17 protein-coding genes are annotated in these 16,492 nt (G+C 64.4%); 7 read left to right on the top strand and 10 right to left on the bottom strand.

Translation table 11 applies throughout. The features are described 5' to 3' along the window. Window positions 1-100: 100 nt before the first annotated feature. The 5 genes from VNC39_RS08285 to VNC39_RS08265 form a co-directional block, all read right to left on the bottom strand. Complete coding sequence (locus VNC39_RS08285; RefSeq protein ID WP_325398053.1) at window positions 101-1,450, bottom strand: EAL domain-containing protein; 1,350 nt, start codon at window positions 1,448-1,450, stop codon at window positions 101-103. Between the two features lie 241 nt (window positions 1,451-1,691). After that, entirely contained in the window at window positions 1,692-2,480 is a 789-nt protein-coding gene (locus tag VNC39_RS08280; protein ID WP_325398051.1) for a hypothetical protein, read from the bottom strand. A 313-nt stretch (window positions 2,481-2,793) separates the two neighbouring features. Further along, entirely contained in the window at window positions 2,794-3,303 is a 510-nt protein-coding gene (locus VNC39_RS08275) for a flavin reductase (RefSeq protein WP_325398049.1), read from the bottom strand. 195 nt (window positions 3,304-3,498) lie between these two features. Continuing rightward, the gene (locus VNC39_RS08270; protein WP_325398047.1) at window positions 3,499-4,755 is read right to left on the bottom strand and encodes a DNA polymerase IV; all 1,257 of its coding nucleotides are present in this window, start codon (window positions 4,753-4,755) and stop codon (window positions 3,499-3,501) included. Window positions 4,756-4,957: 202 nt separating this feature from the next. Beyond that, the gene (locus tag VNC39_RS08265) at window positions 4,958-5,872 is read right to left on the bottom strand and encodes an ROK family protein (protein WP_325398045.1); all 915 of its coding nucleotides are present in this window, start codon (window positions 5,870-5,872) and stop codon (window positions 4,958-4,960) included. Window positions 5,873-5,936: 64 nt separating this feature from the next. Here VNC39_RS08265 and VNC39_RS08260 point away from each other — a divergent pair, with 64 nt between their 5' ends. The 5 genes from VNC39_RS08260 to VNC39_RS08240 all read left to right on the top strand — a co-directional run bounded on the left by VNC39_RS08260 (window position 5,937) and on the right by VNC39_RS08240 (window position 9,174). Beyond that, window positions 5,937-6,173, top strand: a complete 237-nt coding sequence (locus tag VNC39_RS08260) for a sulfurtransferase TusA family protein (protein WP_325398043.1) — start codon at window positions 5,937-5,939, stop codon at window positions 6,171-6,173. Next, a complete protein-coding gene (locus tag VNC39_RS08255) occupies window positions 6,170-7,096 on the top strand; it encodes a histone deacetylase family protein (protein ID WP_325398041.1) in 927 nt (308 codons plus the stop codon). Before VNC39_RS08260 ends, VNC39_RS08255 begins: the two co-directional genes overlap by 4 nt. Before the next feature lie 29 nt (window positions 7,097-7,125). After that, window positions 7,126-7,362 (top strand): exodeoxyribonuclease VII small subunit, encoded by a 237-nt coding sequence (locus tag VNC39_RS08250; protein WP_325398039.1) that lies wholly within the window; start codon window positions 7,126-7,128, stop codon window positions 7,360-7,362. Window positions 7,363-7,366: 4 nt separating this feature from the next. Further along, a complete protein-coding gene (locus VNC39_RS08245; protein WP_325398037.1) occupies window positions 7,367-8,278 on the top strand; it encodes a polyprenyl synthetase family protein in 912 nt (303 codons plus the stop codon). Window positions 8,279-8,436: 158 nt separating this feature from the next. Further along, a complete protein-coding gene (locus tag VNC39_RS08240) occupies window positions 8,437-9,174 on the top strand; it encodes a TlyA family RNA methyltransferase (protein WP_325398035.1) in 738 nt (245 codons plus the stop codon). A 196-nt stretch (window positions 9,175-9,370) separates the two neighbouring features. Here the strand turns inward: VNC39_RS08240 and rpsU are convergent, their stop codons facing one another. Then, window positions 9,371-9,574 (bottom strand): 30S ribosomal protein S21, encoded by a 204-nt coding sequence (gene rpsU / locus VNC39_RS08235; protein WP_007421557.1) that lies wholly within the window; start codon window positions 9,572-9,574, stop codon window positions 9,371-9,373. Between the two features lie 138 nt (window positions 9,575-9,712). Here rpsU and def point away from each other — a divergent pair, with 138 nt between their 5' ends. Both def and VNC39_RS08225 read left to right on the top strand, forming a co-directional pair. Next, entirely contained in the window at window positions 9,713-10,249 is a 537-nt protein-coding gene (def, locus tag VNC39_RS08230; protein WP_325398024.1) for a peptide deformylase, read from the top strand. Beyond that, complete coding sequence (locus VNC39_RS08225) at window positions 10,249-10,884, top strand: COQ9 family protein (RefSeq protein WP_325398022.1); 636 nt, start codon at window positions 10,249-10,251, stop codon at window positions 10,882-10,884. Before def ends, VNC39_RS08225 begins: the two co-directional genes overlap by 1 nt. 162 nt (window positions 10,885-11,046) lie before the next feature. Here the strand turns inward: VNC39_RS08225 and VNC39_RS08220 are convergent, their stop codons facing one another. From VNC39_RS08220 to VNC39_RS08205, 4 genes are all read right to left on the bottom strand, one after another. Continuing rightward, on the bottom strand, window positions 11,047-12,441 hold the full coding sequence (locus VNC39_RS08220; protein ID WP_325398020.1) for a methyl-accepting chemotaxis protein: 1,395 nt from the start codon (window positions 12,439-12,441) through the stop codon (window positions 11,047-11,049). Between the two features lie 344 nt (window positions 12,442-12,785). Beyond that, window positions 12,786-14,222, bottom strand: coding sequence for a metalloprotease TldD (gene tldD, locus VNC39_RS08215; RefSeq protein WP_325398018.1), 1,437 nt, complete (start codon window positions 14,220-14,222; stop codon window positions 12,786-12,788). Beyond that, entirely contained in the window at window positions 14,179-15,288 is a 1,110-nt protein-coding gene (locus tag VNC39_RS08210) for a COX15/CtaA family protein (protein ID WP_325398017.1), read from the bottom strand. Before VNC39_RS08210 ends, tldD begins: the two co-directional genes overlap by 44 nt. Next, window positions 15,285-16,340: a COX15/CtaA family protein gene (locus VNC39_RS08205; RefSeq protein WP_408840403.1), complete on the bottom strand. Its 1,056-nt coding sequence runs from the start codon at window positions 16,338-16,340 to the stop codon at window positions 15,285-15,287. Before VNC39_RS08205 ends, VNC39_RS08210 begins: the two co-directional genes overlap by 4 nt. Between the last annotated feature and the right edge of the window lie 152 nt (window positions 16,341-16,492).

Raw genomic sequence — 16,492 nt, 5'->3', positions numbered from 1 at the left:
CGGTTCGATGAGATTTTTAATTGGGTCGCGCGGGCGACAACGCCACAGCCCCCAACCGCGAAAAAATTTTCGCGCCGCCTTGTTCAAGCGGCCGCTCTTTTCAATTGACGAAGGCCTTGCTCAGCCAGGCCATAAAGGGCTCGGCCGGCATCGGACGGTTGATCAGGAACCCCTGCGCCGCGTCGCAGCCCCAGTCGAGCAGCATTTTCTGGGTTGCCGGCAGTTCCAGCCCCTCGGCCACCACCTGCATGCCCATCTCATGCGCCAGGCGGATCAGCGATTTCACCAGCGCCTGCTGCCGGGCGTTATTGGCAACCGAGTTGATCAGCCGCCGGTCGATCTTCACCACGTTCGCGGGGATGGTCTCGAGCGAGGTGAAGCCGTTCGGCCCGGTGCCGAAATCGTCCAGTGACAGCCCGACCCCCAGCTCACGCAAGGCCCACAAATGCTGTTCGGCGTCGTCCATGTTCTCGAACCGGTGCCGTTCGGAGAATTCCAGCTCCAGAAATGCCGGGGGCAGCCGGTATTGCTCCAGCAGCGCCGCCAGCCGGCGGACAAAATCCGGCTCCGCGAGGTTTTTTGCGGAAATGTTCACGCAGGTTTTCAGATTGAAGCCCGCGGTGTGCCATGAGGCTGTCTGCGACACGGCGCGCGTCAGCACCCAGGCGGTGAGCTCGCGCACCAGTCCGGTCATCTCGATCAGGGGAACGAATTCGTCCGGCATCACCAGCCCCAGGGTCGGATGATGCCAGCGCAGCAGCGCCTCGGCACCCACGCAACGCCAGCTTCGCAGATCTACCCGCGCCTGGTAGCTCAGCTCGAATTCGGAATTCGTCGCCAACGAGGCCTCGGCCTCGGCGATCAGCGCAAAGGCGCGGCGATGGTCGTCCGAGAGATCATAATTGCATTCCTGCCAGCCCGACGGCAGCTCCGCCCCGGCCTGCCCGGCCAGGAAGGTGGCCTGCAACAGATCCTCCGCCGAGCCCAGCCCGCGCGCCAGGTCGCACACCCCGACGCCGCCTTTGATGGCGACCGGAATGCCGCGGCAGATCAGCGGCTTGGCCAGCGTGCCGAGCAGCCGCGACAGCGCCGCCTCGTAATCGCGCTCGTCGTCGGCCTCGAACACCAGCCCCACGCTCCAGAACCCGACGTGGAAGGCCGGCTGCCGGCGGGTGATGAACTCCAGATCGGCGAGCCGGATGCCTAACAGGTCGTCAGCGAATTTGTAACCAAAGACGCGGATGATCTCATCGTATTTTTTGGTGTCGGCAATGTTGATCACGATCAGGAACAAGCGCCGTTCGACCAACCGCCCTTGCCGCACCAGATTGATCTCACGCAGCAAATCCGTCCGGTCCCGCAATGTCTCCGGGCCGAAGGTCATAACCGGCTTGTCGGAGCGTGGCTGCAACAAAGCGGCTTCGCCGCCGGAATGAGAAAAATCTGCCACAACGTTCCTTGCCGCCGGAGAAAGCACCTGACACTCCGCTAGCCACTAGAAAAACCCGGCCCGGAAGACAACCTTAAATTGGATGATCGGTTCCTGAACTGTCAAGGTCCCTCGCTGATCACTCTCCGATCCGCGGCGCGGCAGGCCGCGTATGATTTCACGACGCGGCGATCAGGTGCCGACTCGATTTTTCAACAAACCGATCCCGCAACGTGCAAAGCATCTGACTCGAAGTTTGCCGTCATTTCAGTGTGGGCAGAGTGAACCACATGATGACGCTCTCAGTATGCTCATCGGCATGCCGACACAGAAAAGCGGCTTCAATGCTGCCACCGAAACGGATCAGCCCCCGGTGCACGCTCTGATCCGCCGGTGCGCCGCGATAGGCGTGATCGGAAACGACGAGCGTCACTTCATTCCCGGCCTTGGTGACACTCACCCCGATCGGGCCCGCCGCCCGGACCTCATAGCGGCGGCGCAGAATGGCCAGGAACAGGCGCAGCGCCACCAGGCTGACCACGTGCGCATGCATAGGCGGCATGCGTATATGATCGATGCCGAACCGCATCGCGGTCTGTGTCTCCTCCGCGCCCAACAGATCTGCGAGCGCATAAAAAAGATCTTCCAAAGGCCAGCCGATCACCGGCGCGGTGCGCGAGGAATATTTCGCGATGTCATTCACCTGGCGGACCAACGCTGCGATCTTGTCAGCCATGAAATGCGGATCGTTGCAGCCCTCATGCGCCCCCAGCTCCCGCAGCCGGCACAATTCCAGCAGGTCGAGCGCCATGCCGAAACTCATGGTACGGCAGAGCAACGTCCAGGCCGGCGTTCCGGAAAACCGCACCTCCTGATCGATCCCGAGCGCGGCGACGAACAATTCGGCCATCATCTGATTGGCCCGGTGCAAGGCGGCGGCGTCTTGCGCCGGCGCCGGAACCTGGAACACCCCTGGCGCCATCGCGGCCGCCGAACCATCGCCGGCAGACAGGGCGGACATATCGGACAGTTCGGTGTTCATATAGTTCATGGCCAGGCGCCTTTCTGAAACACAAGCCTCATATTCCACGGCGTCACCACGACAATCGCGGACCCGTCTGCTGGTTTTGTGAGGATTATGCAGATCTCTCGCCGAGATCTTGTCGATTCGCGGCGGAATTTGCAGAAAAGCCCCGCGGTTTTTGCAATGGCGCTTTAAGAAAGCAGCTGCTTTTTGAAAAAAGCAGCACCAAAAACCTTTTATTATGCTGGGTTATGGGCCGTGTCAGCGACAACGCCCATAGCCCAGCATAATAAAGTTTTTTTGCTACTTTTTGTTCACAAAAAGTAGTCTTTCTTTTTGTTTAAGCCGCGTCGGCGCCGCTGATTTTGTGATAGGCCCGGCCATGATAAATCAGCCCGCTATTGGCGCTGCCGAGGCGGATCGCCGCCACCGCGCAGAACAGGACGCTATGCGTTCCCACTTCCGTGATCTGGTCGATTCTGCAGTCGAAACTCGCCACCGCCGCTTCCAGAACCGGCGCGCCGGTCGCCAGGCGGGTCCAGCTTGTCTGGGCGAAGCGCTCCGCCATGGGCATATCACCGCCCGCAAACAGGGCCGAAAGCGCCTCCTGCTCATGCGACAGCACGTTGACGCACAGCTTCCCCGCCGCCTTGAACGCGGCGTTGTACCTGTTGTTGCGGTTCATGCAGACCAGCAATGTCGGCGGATCGTCCGTGACGCTGCACACCGCCGACGCCGTGAAACCGATATCGCCCTCATCCGCCGCGGTGGTGATGATGTTCACCGCCGCGCCGAGGCGGGACATGGCCTCCCGAAAGCTCCGCCTGTCGATCATCAAATGCTCGCTCATGCCGGAATACTAGAACATGACCGGTCCAGATCAATGACGCGCCAAGCCTTTTTTAGGAAGCGGCCGCTTTTTGAAAAAAGCGGCGCAAAAACTTTTGCTTACGCCGGGCCCGAGGCGCCCGAGCGGCACGGGCCCAGTTTAAAAAAGTTTTTTTGCTTCTTTTTGTTCACAAAAAGAAGCGCTTTCTTTCTTGTCTCACGACGGCGTTTTCGGCAGGCCGCGGCCGCGCTGCACCGCGCTGGCGCCGAAGCGCGCCCGCAGCCGGTCGATCGCGTCCTGCCGCGCCTGCCGCCGGACCGCAACGGTATCGGCGAGATCGCCGCGATCGGCCTGCGTCGCCGGGACCAGCGGGGCGGCGCCGATGCCGATCAGCCGGAACGCGGTGCCGTCCGCCTCACGGCGCAGCATCTCCCGCGCCGCCTCGAACAAGGTCTCCGGCAGCTGGGTCGGGTTGGCCAGGCGCTGGTTGCGGGTGCGGCCGACAAATTTGGCGGTTTTCAGCTTCAGCACCACCCCGGCGGCGGCCAGGTTGGCTCCGCGCAGGCGCCGGCCGAGTTTCTCGCAGAGCAGCCAGAGCGGCGGCTCGAGATCGGCGAGACGGGCGAAATCAGCGGCAAAAGTCGTCTCGGCACTGATGGATTTGGACTCCCGCTCCGGCCGCACGGGTCTCGTATCCTCGCCGCGTGCCAGCGCCGCCCAGCCCGGCCCTTCCTCGCCCAAAAGCCGACTGGCGTCACGATCGCCCAACGAAGCGAGCTGGCCGACCCGGGTGAAGCCGAGTGCGGCGAACCGCTTCATCTGGGCCGGGCCCACCCCCGGCAGCAAGCCGACCGGCTCCGGCGCCAGAAGCGCGGCCGCCTCACGCCCCAGCACGGAGAAGCCACGCGGCTTGCCGCGCTCTGCTGCGAGTTTTGCCAACATCCGGTTATGCGCCAGCCCGATCGACACCGTGATGCCGAGTTCACGCTCGATTCGCCGGGCAAACCGGTTGAGCGTGACCGCCGGCGCCGCGTTGTGCAGCGTGGCGGTGCCGGAGAGATCGAGCACCGCCTCGTCGATCGAAAGCGGCTGCACCAGCGGCGTTAGCTCATCCATCAACGCCCGTACTTTGGCCGACACCTCGGCATATTTCGCCATGTCCGGCCTGACGATCACCGCCTGCGGGCACAGGCTACGCGCCTTGAACATCGGCATGGCGCTGCGCACGCCATAAAGCCGCGCCACGTAGCAGCAGGTCGCCACCACGCCGCGCGTGCCGCCGCCGACGATCACCGGCTTGTCGCGCCATTCCGGCCGGTCACGTTTTTCCACGCTGGCATAGAAAGCGTCGCAATCCACATGGCCGATCGCCAGCTCCAGCAGCTCGGCATGCCGCACCACCCGCGCGCTGCCGCAGGACGCGCAGGTTTCGCCCGCCACCATCGCATCGCAATCGCGGCAGATAGCCGGCATCAGGTGCGACCCACGAGAATAAGCGAAGAGGAAGGCTTCTTTTTGTGAACAAAAAGAAGCAAAAAAACTTTATTTATGCTGGGCGGAGGGGCTGAAGGTTCCGGCGGTGCGTAGCACCGTTGGAATAGCCTCGGAGGGCATGGGCGTCGGCGCTGACGAAGCCTATGGCCCAGCATAACAAAAAGTTTTTGCGCCGCTTTTTTCAAAAAGCGGCCTCTTTCTTCACATCCGGCCAGAGCCAGGCGGCGCCGCGCACGCCCGAAGAATCGCCGTGCTTGTTGCGCACGACGTTCGGCGCGAAATGGTCGGCGAAAATATATGGCTTCATCAATCCGGGCAGGTTTTCCGCCAACCCCGGCAGGTTGGAGAGACCACCTCCCAGCACGATCGCATCCGGGTCGAGAATGTTCGTGATCACCGCCAGCGCCCGCGCCAGCCGGTCGGCATGCAGGCGCAGCGCGGCACGCGCCCGCTCGTCACCGGCGGCGGCGCGGTCCACGATCTGCGTGGCGTCCCGCGCGCCCTCGCCGTCACATTCCGCGGCCAGAGCCGGTCCCGCCAGGTAAAGTTCCAGGCACCCCGCCTGCCCGCACCAGCAGCGCCGCAACGGCATCTCCTCGGGCCGCGGCCAGGGCAGCGGCGTGTGGCCGAACTCGCCCGCGATACGATGCCTTCCCTCGAGAATGCGCTTGTGCACCGCAATGCCGGCGCCGCAGCCGGTGCCGAGGATCACCCCGAACACGACCGCCGCACCCGCCGCCGCGCCGTCCACCGCCTCCGACAGCGCGAAGCAATTGGCATCGTTGGCCACGCGCACCTCGCGCTCCAGGATGGCGGAGAGGTCCCGGTCGAACGCATGGCCGTTCAGGGCGTTGGAATTGGCGTTCTGCACCTTCCCCGTGGCCGGGCTGATCGTGCCGGGGATACCCACACCCACCGTCGCCGTATGGCCGAGCTCGGCCTCCGCGCTGCGCACCAGCCCCGCGATCGCCGCCAGGCTCTCCGCATAGCCGACGGGCGTGGGCACGCGCCGCCGCAACAGGGCGGTGCCATCCGGCGCCAGGAGGATGATCTCCGTCTTGGTGCCGCCGAGATCGATGCCGATGCGATATGCCATGGCTAAGGATTCTCCGCCGAATCTGCACCTTGCTCAAGATCCCCGGGACGCGCATTCTGCGGCTATGGGAGAACGCCTGATCGACGCCCAGTTCCAGAAATCCCCCTTGCCGGTGTTGCGCGCGGCGCGCGCGCTGCGCAGCATGGCGGCTGGCGAGAAGCTGCGCATTCTCGCCACCGACCCCGCCGCGGTCGCCGATTTCCGTGAGTTCTGCAACAGCACCGGCCACGCGCTGATCGCCACAAGCGAAATTCGCGGCGTGTTCAGTTTCTCTATCAAGCGCCGGGACAAAGCGGCATGAATGTCGCGCTGTTCACCCACCCGGCGGTCCTCGGCCACGATACGGGGCCGGAACATCCCGAATGCGCCGACCGGATCCGCTTCATTCTGCGCGCGCTGGAAACGCCGGAATTCGTCCCGCTGTTGCGCGAAATCGCGCCCGAGGCGCCGCTCGAAGCGCTCCGCCCCGCTCACACCCGGGCCCATATCGACGCGATTCTGGCCCTGCCCCGCGATCGCGTGACCTATATCGACGGTGACACGGTGTTCGGGCCCGGCTCTCTGGAAGCGGCGCTGCGGGCCGCGGGCGGCGCCATCGCCGGCGTCGACGCAGTGATGGAGGGCTGGGCGAAAGCCGCCTTCATCGCCACCCGCCCACCCGGCCACCATGCCGAATCAAACCGCGCCATGGGGTTCTGCCTGTTCAACAATGTCGCCGTCGCCGCCTTCCATGCACGCGCCCGCTGGGGCCTCAAGCGCATCGCCGTGGCCGATTTCGATGTGCATCACGGCAATGGCACGCAGGATATCTTCGCCCCCGACCCCGACTTGTTCTACGCGTCCACGCATCAGCAGCCGTGTTACCCTGGCACCGGCATGGTGTATGAGCGCGGCGTTGCCGCCAACGTGCTCAACGTGCCGCTCCCGCCCGGTTCCGGCAGCGACGATTTTCGCGAATCCTGGGAACATAAGATCATTCCGGCACTCGGCGCGTTCCGTCCGGAACTGTTGCTCATCTCCGCCGGGTTCGACGCCCACGCCGCCGACCCTCTCGCCCAGCTCCGCCTGCGTGAGGCAGACTATAGCTGGGTTACCAACGCTCTGCTCGCCGTCGCCGACACGCATTGCCCGGACCGGGTCGTCTCGTTGTTGGAAGGCGGCTATAATCTTACAGCCACCGCCGCCTCCGCCGCCGCTCATGTCCGTGCGCTAATGCGGTTGTGAAATTCCGGGCAGGATTGTAGTCACACCCCATGAATGACAAAATCGACATCTCCGCGTTGTCCTTCGAGGATGCGCTAGCGGCCCTCGAGGCTATCGTGCGCGGCCTCGAATCCGGCCAGCAGAAGCTCGAAGATGCGATCAGCGCCTATGAGCGCGGCGCCGCGCTGAAAAAACATTGCGAAGCCAAACTGGCCGAGGCTGAGGCGCGCGTGCAGGCGATCGTCGCCCGCGCCGATGGCTCGCTCGCCCTGAAATCCGAGGACTGACCCGATGGCACTCGACCTGGTGCACAAACCCGACGCCCTGGCGGCGGCGCTGACCGAAACCAACCGGCTGGTAGAGGCGCAGCTCGACGCGCTGCTGCCGGTGCCCGAAACCGCCGAAGCGCGGCTGATCGAGGCGATGCGCTACAGCGTGCTGAACGGAGGCAAGCGCATGCGCGCCTTCCTGGTCATGCAGACCGCGCAACTCTTCTCGGTCAACCAGACCTGCGCCGCGCGCGTCGCCGCTTCGGTGGAAATGCTCCACGCCTACTCGCTGATCCATGACGACCTGCCAGCCATGGATGACGACGATCTGCGCCGCGGCCTGCCGAGCTGCCACAAGAAATTCGACGAGGCCACCGCGATCCTCGCCGGCGACGCCTTGCAGACCCGCGCCTTCGAGGTGCTGGCCGAGGCCGACACCCATGCCGACCCCGAGGCCCGCTGCGAGCTGGTGCTCGCTTTGGCCGCCGCGACCGGCATGCGCGGCATGGTCGGCGGCCAGATGATCGACATGCAGGGCGAGGGCAAATCCCTCACCGCGCCGGAAATCACCCGCCTGCAGGCCCTGAAAACCGGCCGCCTGATCCAGTTCAGCGCCGAAGCCGGCGCCATCCTCGGCCGCGCCCCGCAGGCGCAGCGCCATTTCATCGCCGCCTATGGCCGCGAGCTCGGCGGCGCCTTCCAGATCTATGACGACGTGCTGGACGAAACCGCCTCCGCCGAGGAACTCGGCAAGACCATCGGCAAGGATGCCGCCCAGGGCAAGGCCACCATGGTCGCCATCCTCGGCCTCGACCGCGCCCGCGCCCAGGCCGAGCGCCTGGCCGAGCAGGCCGCCGGGCACCTGGAAAGCTTCGGTGAAAAGGCCGACCTGCTGCGCGCTTTAGCGGGGTTTACCGTGACGAGGAAGAGTTAAGTAAGAAAGCAAGCGCTTCTTTTTGTGAACAAAAAGTAGCAAAAAAACTTTGTTTACTTTGGGCCCGTGCGGGTTCAACGCCTCAGGCTCAGAGTGACAAAAGTTTTTTGCGCCGCTTTTTTTCAAAAAAGCGGCCTCTTTCTTCCTTATACTAAACCATGCCCAAACAACGCGCCGATGTCATGCTGGTGAATGCCGGGCTCGTGGAGTCCCGGACCAAGGCGCAAGCGCTCATCATGGCGGGGCTGGTCTATGCCGGCACCGCGCGCGTTCAAAAAGCCGGCGACATGCTGCCGGAGGATGCCGCCCTGTCCGTCAAAGGCCAAGACCACCCGTGGGTTTCGCGCGGTGGGATCAAGCTGGCGCACGGCCTGGCCCATTTCGGCTTCGCGGCCCTGGACCGGATCGGCCTCGATGTCGGCGCCTCGACCGGCGGCTTCACCGACGTGCTGCTGACCCAGGGCGCGAAACATGTCTACGCCGTCGATGTCGGCCATGGCCAACTGGCCTGGAAGCTGCGCTCCGACCCGCGCGTGACGGTGCTGGAAAAAACCAACGCCCGCCACCTCACGGCGGAACAAATCCCCGCGCCGGTCGGCGCCCTGGTCTGCGATGCCAGCTTCATCGGTCTGCAAACCGTGCTGCCAGCCGCCATGGCGCTGTGCGCGCCCGGCGCCTTCGCCGTGGCGCTGATCAAGCCGCAATTCGAGGCCGGCCCGGAACATGTCGGCAAAGGCGGCGTGGTGCGCGACCCGGCGGTGCACGAGGCCGTCTGTGCCCGCATCGAATCCTGGTGGTCCGCCCTGCCCGGCTGGCGCGTGCGCGGCATCACCACCAGCCCGATCACCGGGCCGGAGGGTAATGTCGAGTTCCTGATCGGGGCGGAGAAACAGTAAAGGAAGCGCTTCTTTTTTGAAAAAAAGAAGCAAAAAACTTTTTTCAATTTGGGCCGTGCTGGTTTCGCGGCCGCGGGCCACAAACGCAAACGCGGCCGCCAAGGGCGACCGCGTTGATATTTCTTTCCGGACCTGGTCTTCACATCAGAGCCGGGCCAAACCGCCCCAGCATGAAAGCCAACCGCCGGAGCGGGTTTTAGAAGCCTTCGCGCTCGATGCGCTTGCGCTCCATCTTGCGGGCGCGACGCACGGCTTCGGCGGCCTCGCGCGCACGGCGCTCGGAGGGCTTCTCATAATGGCGGCGGAGCTTCATCTCGCGGAACACGCCTTCGCGCTGCAGCTTCTTCTTGAGCGCCTTCAGCGCCTGATCGACGTTATTGTCACGAACGAGAACTTGCACCTGGCCCGAAACTCCTGAAAAAACTACAAAAAAGCCAAAAACGAACACGGCCCTAACGGCCGTGCTGAGAAAGATTTCCCGCCTATAGCATAATTTGCGCTCTCGCCAAATCTTTTCTGCCGCGCCATCTATGCGTCTATGGCAATCTTGAAAATCGCCCGCATGGGCCACCCGGTTTTGCTGGAAACGGCCGTGCCCGTGGACGACCCGCTGGCGCCGGACATCCAGAGGCTGCTGGCGGACATGACGGAGACGCTGCAGGATGCCGGCGGGGTCGGCCTCGCCGCTCCCCAGGTTTACCAGCCACGGCGGCTGTTCATCTGGCACCTGCCCGCCGCCCGCGCCGAAAACGGCGTGGCCGTGCCGCTCTCCGTCGTGTTCAACCCGGAAATCACCCCGCTCTCGGAGGCACGGGAGCTGGGCTGGGAAGGCTGTCTCTCCATCCCCGGCCTGCGCGCCGCGGTGCCCCGCTACCGCGCCATCCGCCTGACCGGGCTGGACGCGCGCGGCGCCCCCTTCGCGGCCGAGCTTTCCGGCTTCGCGGCACGCATCGTCCAGCACGAAACCGACCATCTCAACGGCATCCTCTACCCGATGCGCATGTCGGATTTCCGCTATTTCGGCTTTAATGAAGAGACCGAACGCCACAACCAGCCTCTGCCGGAGATTGTGTGATGCAGATCGATGAGGACATGGAAGCTTTGCTCGACGCGCTGCTGCCGCAGGTGCCGTTCGACGGCTGGACCCAGACTTCCGTGCGCAACGCCTTGGCCAGCATCGGCCGGCCCCGGGAGGACGCGGTGCTGATGTTTCCAAACGGCGCCGGCGAAATGATCGAAAGCAGCTTCGCGCTGATGGACCAGCGCATGGAAGAGGAGGCCGCCGGCGCGGACCTCGCCGCCTACCGCCTCCCCGCACGGGTGCGCGCGATCATCGCCATGCGCCTGGAACAGACACGCGGCGACAAGGAGGCGATCCGCCGCGCCTTGTCCTGGCTCAGCCTGCCGACGCACGCCCCGGTCGCGGCGCGCATCCTCGCCGCCACGGTCGATGCCATCTGGCATGCCGCCGGCGATATGTCCGCGGATTTTTCCTGGTACACCAAGCGCGGCATCCTCGCCGCGGTCTACAGCGCGACCCTGCTCTACTGGCTGAACGACCATTCCGAAGGCGACGAGAATACGCTGCACTTCCTCGACCGCCGGCTCCACGACGTCGCGCGGATCGGCAAGCTCCGCAAAACCCTCGGCCGCCTGCGCCCCCACCGCCCCGGCCGCACCGTCCCGGCACCGATCACGCCGCAGTATTAAGAAGTCAGGAAGTAAGAAAGCAGCCGCTTTTTAAAAAAAGCGGCGCAAAAACTTTTATTATGCTGGGCTACGGGCGTTGTCGCCGACACAGCCCATGGCCCAGAGTAAATAAAGTTTTTTTGCTACTTTTTGTTCACAAAAAGTAGCGCTTCCTTACTGACTTCAGTGAATCGCCAGCTCAGCCGGCAGCGCCCGAAGCACGGGTACGCTGGCCGCCTGCACTGAGAATCGTCCGACCAGCCGGGTCAGTTCGCTTGCCTGCCCTGCAAGACTCTGGCTTGCCGCCGTCGCCTCTTCCACCATGGCGGCGTTTTCCTGCGTGACCCGGTCCATCTGCCGGATGGCGCCGTTCACGTCTCCCAGTTGCGCCGCCTGCCCTTGGGCCATCGCCGCGATGCCCCCCACCAGCGTGTTCAACTGCCCGACCTGGGCGACGATCCCCGCCAGTGCGGTGCTGGTCTCGCCGACCAGCCTTACCCCGGAAGCGACCTGTGCACCCGAAGCCGAGATGAGCGTCTTGATCTCCTTCGCCGCATCCGCCGAGCGTTGCGCCAATGCCCGCACCTCGACCGCGACCACGGCAAAACCGCGCCCGGCCTCGCCCGCCCGCGCCGCCTCGACCCCGGCATTCAACGCCAGGAGATTGGTCTGGAAGGCGATCTCATCGATCACGCCAAGGATCTTGCCGATCTCCCTGGACGAGCTTTCGATTTCGCCGATCGCCGCCACGGTCTCGCGCAGCACCTCGCCGGAACGCGCGGCGTTCCCCTGCGCATCCGTCACCAGGCGCTGGGCCTCGCCGGCCCCCGCCGCCGTGCGGCGCACCGTGCCGGTAATCTCATCCAGCGACGTGGCGGCCTGCGCCAATGTCTCCGCCTGGTGGCTGGTGCGTTTGGCCAAATCGTCGGAGGCCGCGGCAATCTCCGCCGCGCCGTTGCGCACGCCGCCGGTGTTGCGCGCCACGTCGCGCAGGGTTTGCTGCAGCCGCTCCATGGCGGCGTTGAAATCGCCCCGCAAGGCTTCATAGGCACCGGGCAGCGCCTCGTTCAGCCGGAAGGTCAGGTCCCCCCCGGCCAGCCGCGCTAGGCCCTGCCCGACGGAATGCACCACGATCTCAGCCTGTTCGGCGACGGTCCGCGCCTGCAGGCGCCGCCGCTCTTCCTCCTCCGCCGCCGCCTGTTCGGCCGCGGCCCGATCGGCCTTGATCTTGTCCAATGCCGTCTGACGGAAAATGTACATCGCTTTCGTCATCCGCCCGACGCAATCCCGATAATTCGTGAAGCGGATCGACGCCTCGAGATTCCCCGCGGCCAACCCCTCCATGCGCACCACCGTGCCGACATAGGGGCCGGCGATCGCCTCACGCAGCACGATGCCCAGAATCACGGAAACCAGCAGCGCGGCGCCGCAGATCACGGCCATCGCGGTGAAGCCGATCTCACCAACCGCAAACAACAGGCCAGCCGCGCCGCACAAGGCCACGAGCCCGACCTGTGTGCCGAACGCGACGGCAAGTTTCAGACGAATCGGCGCAATTTCCCGGAACCACGTTAACAACGTTGCCTCCCTTTAGGCTGCCGGGATGAAAATGGTTAAGCTGAATAGCAGGCAGTATCTGCAATCAAAGGATAAAAATGCGGCAGCCCCCGCAACCGGAAATAGCAAGGCTGCACGAAAAAATCCATCGCTTAATTAATAATTTTAATGTTCTGTTAGTTTAGAAAACGGCCGTTTTTTGTTATGCTGGGCCACAGGCTGTGTCGCCGACATCGCCCATGCCCTCCGGGGCTATTCCAACGGTGCTACGCACCGCCGGAACCTTCAGCCCCTCCGCCCAGCATAACAAAGTTTTTTTGCTACTTTTTGTTCACAAAAAGTAGCGCTTACTTTTGCTTGCCTGCCTACGCCGCAGTGCCGCCGACCGTCAGCCCGGACATCTTCATCGTCGGCTGGCCCACGCCCACCGGCACGCCCTGGCCGTTTTTGCCGCAGGTGCCGATGCCGGGGTCCAGCTCCAAATCGTTGCCGATCATTTCCACCTTGGTCAGCGCATCCGGCCCGTTGCCGATCAGCGTCGCGCCCTTCACGGGCGCGCCGATTTTTCCGTCCTCGATCATGTAGGCTTCCGACGCCGAGAACACGAATTTGCCGGAGGTGATGTCCACCTGGCCGCCGCCGAAATTCACGGCGTAGAGGCCGCGTTTGATGGATTTGATCATGTCCTCGCGGGACGCCTCGCCGCCCAGCATGACCGTGTTGGTCATGCGCGGCATCGGCGAATGCGCGTAGGATTGCCGCCGCCCGTTGCCGGTGGCGCGCATGTTCATCAGCCGCGCATTCTGTCGGTCCTGGATGAAGCCGACGAGAATGCCGTCCTCGATCAGCGTGGTGCGCGAGGTCGGCGTGCCTTCGTCATCGATGGTGAGCGAGCCGCGCCGGTGCGGCAGCGTGCCGTCATCGACCACCGTCACGCCCTTGGCGGCGATACGGCTGCCCATCAGCCCGGCGAAGGCGGAGGTCTGCTTGCGGTTGAAATCGCCTTCCAGCCCATGGCCGATCGCTTCATGGAGCAGGATGCCGGGCCAGCCGGCCCCCAGCACCACCGGCATCTCGCCGGCCGGCGCGGGAACGCTCCTGAGGTTCAAGGAAGCCTGGCGGATCGCCTCACGCACCGCGCCTTGCCAGAAATGCGGGTCCATCAGCGGCGCATAAGAGGTGCGCCCGCCGGCGCCGTGGCTGCCGGATTCGCGGCGGCCGTTCTCCTCCAGCACGACGGAGATATTCATCCGCACCAGCGGCCGCACATCGGCGACGCGCCGGCCGTCGGCGCGGAGAATTTCCACCACCTGCCACTCGCCGGCGATGCTCGCCATCACCTGCACCACGCGGGAATCCGCCGCGCGCGCGAACGCGTCGATCTCACCCAGCAAGGCCGCGCGGCCGGCGAACGGCATGTCCGCGAGCGGGTTCAGGCCGGTGTAAAGCGCGGCCGGAGCGGAAGCAGGCCCGGCCGCGGTCACCGCATGCTCCATCGCCTTGGCGGCCTTGATCGTCGCCGCGGCGCGCGCCAATGCGGCGTCGGAAATCTCCCCGGCGTGGGCGTAGTAGCTCGCCTCCCCCAGCACCGCGCGCAGGCCGAAACCGCGTCTTGTGTCGAAGCTGGCGGCGCGGATCCGGCCGTCATCCAGACTGATCGATTCCGATTCACGATATTCCAGGAACAACTCGCCATCATCGGCGCCGTCGGTCGCGGTGGCGATGTGACGGCCCGCGCTTACCGGATCGAGGCCGTTGTCACGATGAAAGAGCGTTTCGGCGATGTTCAGGGCTTCGGTCATTTCCATGCTCCGCGAGGGCAAATTCTGACCTTAACATGGACCGCGATGTCGCCCCGCGCAAACCATGCAGCGCGCAAACCGCGGCGGCGAGCAGCAGCACTGCGTTCAGCTCATGCACATAGCCGAGCTCCGGCGCACCCATCACGGCCGTGGCCATGCCCAGAATGAACTGCAACGCCACCAGCCCCGCGAGCAGCAGGAAATTGTCGCGCAGGCCCGGATACCGGTCCGCGCCGCGCAGACCCATCACAGACGTGGTCAGCACAATGAGGAAGGTCAGCGTGGCGAGCCCGCGATGGAAAAACTGCACCGTCGCCTTGTTGGCGAAAAAATTCCACCATAGCGGATGCAGCGCGAACAGGCCGGGCGGCACAAGATGCCCGTCCATCAGCGGAAAACTATGGAATTGGGTGATCGCATCGGTGGTGGCGACCAGCGCGCCGAAGCCCATCGTCACCAGCAGCAGCAGCACGCTGGCCAGCGCCCAGGGGCGCAGCCACGCCACGCCTTCGACCATTGGCGGCACCGGCCGCTTCACCGTCAGTCCGGTCCAGATCAGCGCGATGAAAATCAGCAAGGCGGTGACGAAATGCGGCGCGGCCCAGAGCGGCGGCGGCATCATCATGCCGGGCTCGAGCCCGGTGCGCACCAGGTACCAGCCGAACGCCGCCTGCGCGCCGCCGGCGAGGAAAATCGCCAGCACCCAGACCATCAGCCGAAGCGACAGGCGGCGCTGCCAGGCAAACATTGCGAAGGGGATGAGGAACGCCAGCGCCATCAGCCGGCCCCAGTTGCGGTCCCAGAACATCGGCCAGAACAAGGCCCGGAATTGGTCGAGCGTTACCGGATGCGCTTGGAACTGCGCCGTCTGCTGGTACAAGGCGAACAGATGCACCCAGGCGGCGTCGTTCAGCGGGGGGATGAAGCCGGTAAACGGCCGCCAGGTCTGGATCGCGAAGGCTGCCCCGATGGTACGCACATGGCCGCCGCCCACGACCATGCCGAACACCATGAAGGCCAACAGCAGCAGCCAATTGCCGACCGCTTTGTCCCCCGCTGGCTTCACCGCACCGCGCCGCGCAGCCGGTGCAGCAGCAGCAGGCAGGCGGTGAGCAGCAGCACCGCATCCATCTGATGCGCGACACCGATATCGAACATTTGCGACACCAGCGCCGTAACCCCGAGGATGAATTGCAGGATCACCAAAGCGCCGACCAGCAGCCCCGCATCGCGCACCGGCTTCGGCGCCTGGCTGCGCAGCGTCACCGTGACGGTGGCCAGCAGCACGAGCACCGTGAGCGTCGCCAGCGCCTGGTGGTTGAACAGCACCGCCGCCTTGTCGGCGAACATGTTCATCGAGAGATAGCCCGGCGGCGGCGCGCCCATGCCGATATTCTTCGCCGGATCGAAAATGGAGACCGCATGCGTGCCGGAAACGAACGTTCCGGCGAACATCGTCGCCCCCACGCAGAGGAGCGCAGCGATGGCCCAGAATTTCAGCCCGCGCAGCCCCGGCAACTTCACCGGCTCGGGCTGCAACACGGTCAGCGCCGTCCAGAAAATGGCGATATACAGGAAGATCGCGAAGGAGAAATGCAGGCTGAGCCGCCAAGGCTGCACCGCCACGCTGTTCGGGTCGAAGCCGGACGCGACCATGAACCAGCCGATCGCCCCTTGCAGCCCGCCCAACACGAAGAGCAGGGCGAGCCAGGGGATCAGCCGCGCCTCGATGCGCCGCGTGACGATGAACACCACCAGCGGCACGAAGAACTCCAGGCCGATCAGCCGGCCCCAGAGCCGGTGAAAATATTCCGGCCAGAATAACGTCTTGAAGCCCGCCAGATCCATGCCCTGGTGCAAAAGCTGGTATTGCGGGATGGTCTGATAGAGCGCGAATAATTTATCCCACGCGGCCTGGCTCAGCGGCGGCAAAGCCCCGATGATCGGGTCCCAGTTCATGATCGACAGGCCCGAGCCGGAATCGCGGGTGTAGCCGCCAATGCCGACCATCACCCAGATCATGAAACACGAAACCAGCAGCCACGCCGCCACCCATTTGCGGTTCCGCCGGCTGACACCTTCATCGATGGCCCGCCGTCCCAGAGTCACTTCAGACAATTATTCGCTCCTAGCGCAAAGTAAGTGGGCGCTTTTTGAAAAAAGCGCCGCAAAAACTTTTGTTATGCTGGGTCATGGGCGTTGTCGCTGACACGGCCCATGTCCCAGCATAAATCAAAGTTTTTTTGCTACTTTTTGTTCACAAAAAGTAG

This window comes from Acidocella sp. (assembly GCF_035535915.1).
Lineage (GTDB): Bacteria > Pseudomonadota > Alphaproteobacteria > Acetobacterales > Acetobacteraceae > Acidocella.
Note: the sequence above shows the minus strand (reverse complement) of the source record. Positions and strands in the feature narration are given on the sequence as shown.

Excerpts from the sequence above, each read along its gene's own strand:
- VNC39_RS08280 (WP_325398051.1), bottom strand. The coding sequence starts at position 2,480 with ATGAACTATATGAACACCGAACTGTCCGATATGTCCGCCCTGTCTGCC.
- VNC39_RS08275 (WP_325398049.1), bottom strand. The coding sequence starts at position 3,303 with ATGAGCGAGCATTTGATGATCGACAGGCGGAGCTTTCGGGAGGCCATG.
- VNC39_RS08270 (WP_325398047.1), bottom strand. The coding sequence starts at position 4,755 with ATGCCGGCTATCTGCCGCGATTGCGATGCGATGGTGGCGGGCGAAACC.
- VNC39_RS08265 (WP_325398045.1), bottom strand. The coding sequence starts at position 5,872 with ATGGCATATCGCATCGGCATCGATCTCGGCGGCACCAAGACGGAGATC.
- VNC39_RS08260 (WP_325398043.1), top strand. The coding sequence starts at position 5,937 with ATGGGAGAACGCCTGATCGACGCCCAGTTCCAGAAATCCCCCTTGCCG.
- VNC39_RS08255 (WP_325398041.1), top strand. The coding sequence starts at position 6,170 with ATGAATGTCGCGCTGTTCACCCACCCGGCGGTCCTCGGCCACGATACG.
- VNC39_RS08250 (WP_325398039.1), top strand. The coding sequence starts at position 7,126 with ATGAATGACAAAATCGACATCTCCGCGTTGTCCTTCGAGGATGCGCTA.
- VNC39_RS08245 (WP_325398037.1), top strand. The coding sequence starts at position 7,367 with ATGGCACTCGACCTGGTGCACAAACCCGACGCCCTGGCGGCGGCGCTG.
- VNC39_RS08240 (WP_325398035.1), top strand. The coding sequence starts at position 8,437 with ATGCCCAAACAACGCGCCGATGTCATGCTGGTGAATGCCGGGCTCGTG.
- def (WP_325398024.1), top strand. The coding sequence starts at position 9,713 with ATGGCAATCTTGAAAATCGCCCGCATGGGCCACCCGGTTTTGCTGGAA.
- VNC39_RS08225 (WP_325398022.1), top strand. The coding sequence starts at position 10,249 with ATGCAGATCGATGAGGACATGGAAGCTTTGCTCGACGCGCTGCTGCCG.
- tldD (WP_325398018.1), bottom strand. The coding sequence starts at position 14,222 with ATGACCGAAGCCCTGAACATCGCCGAAACGCTCTTTCATCGTGACAAC.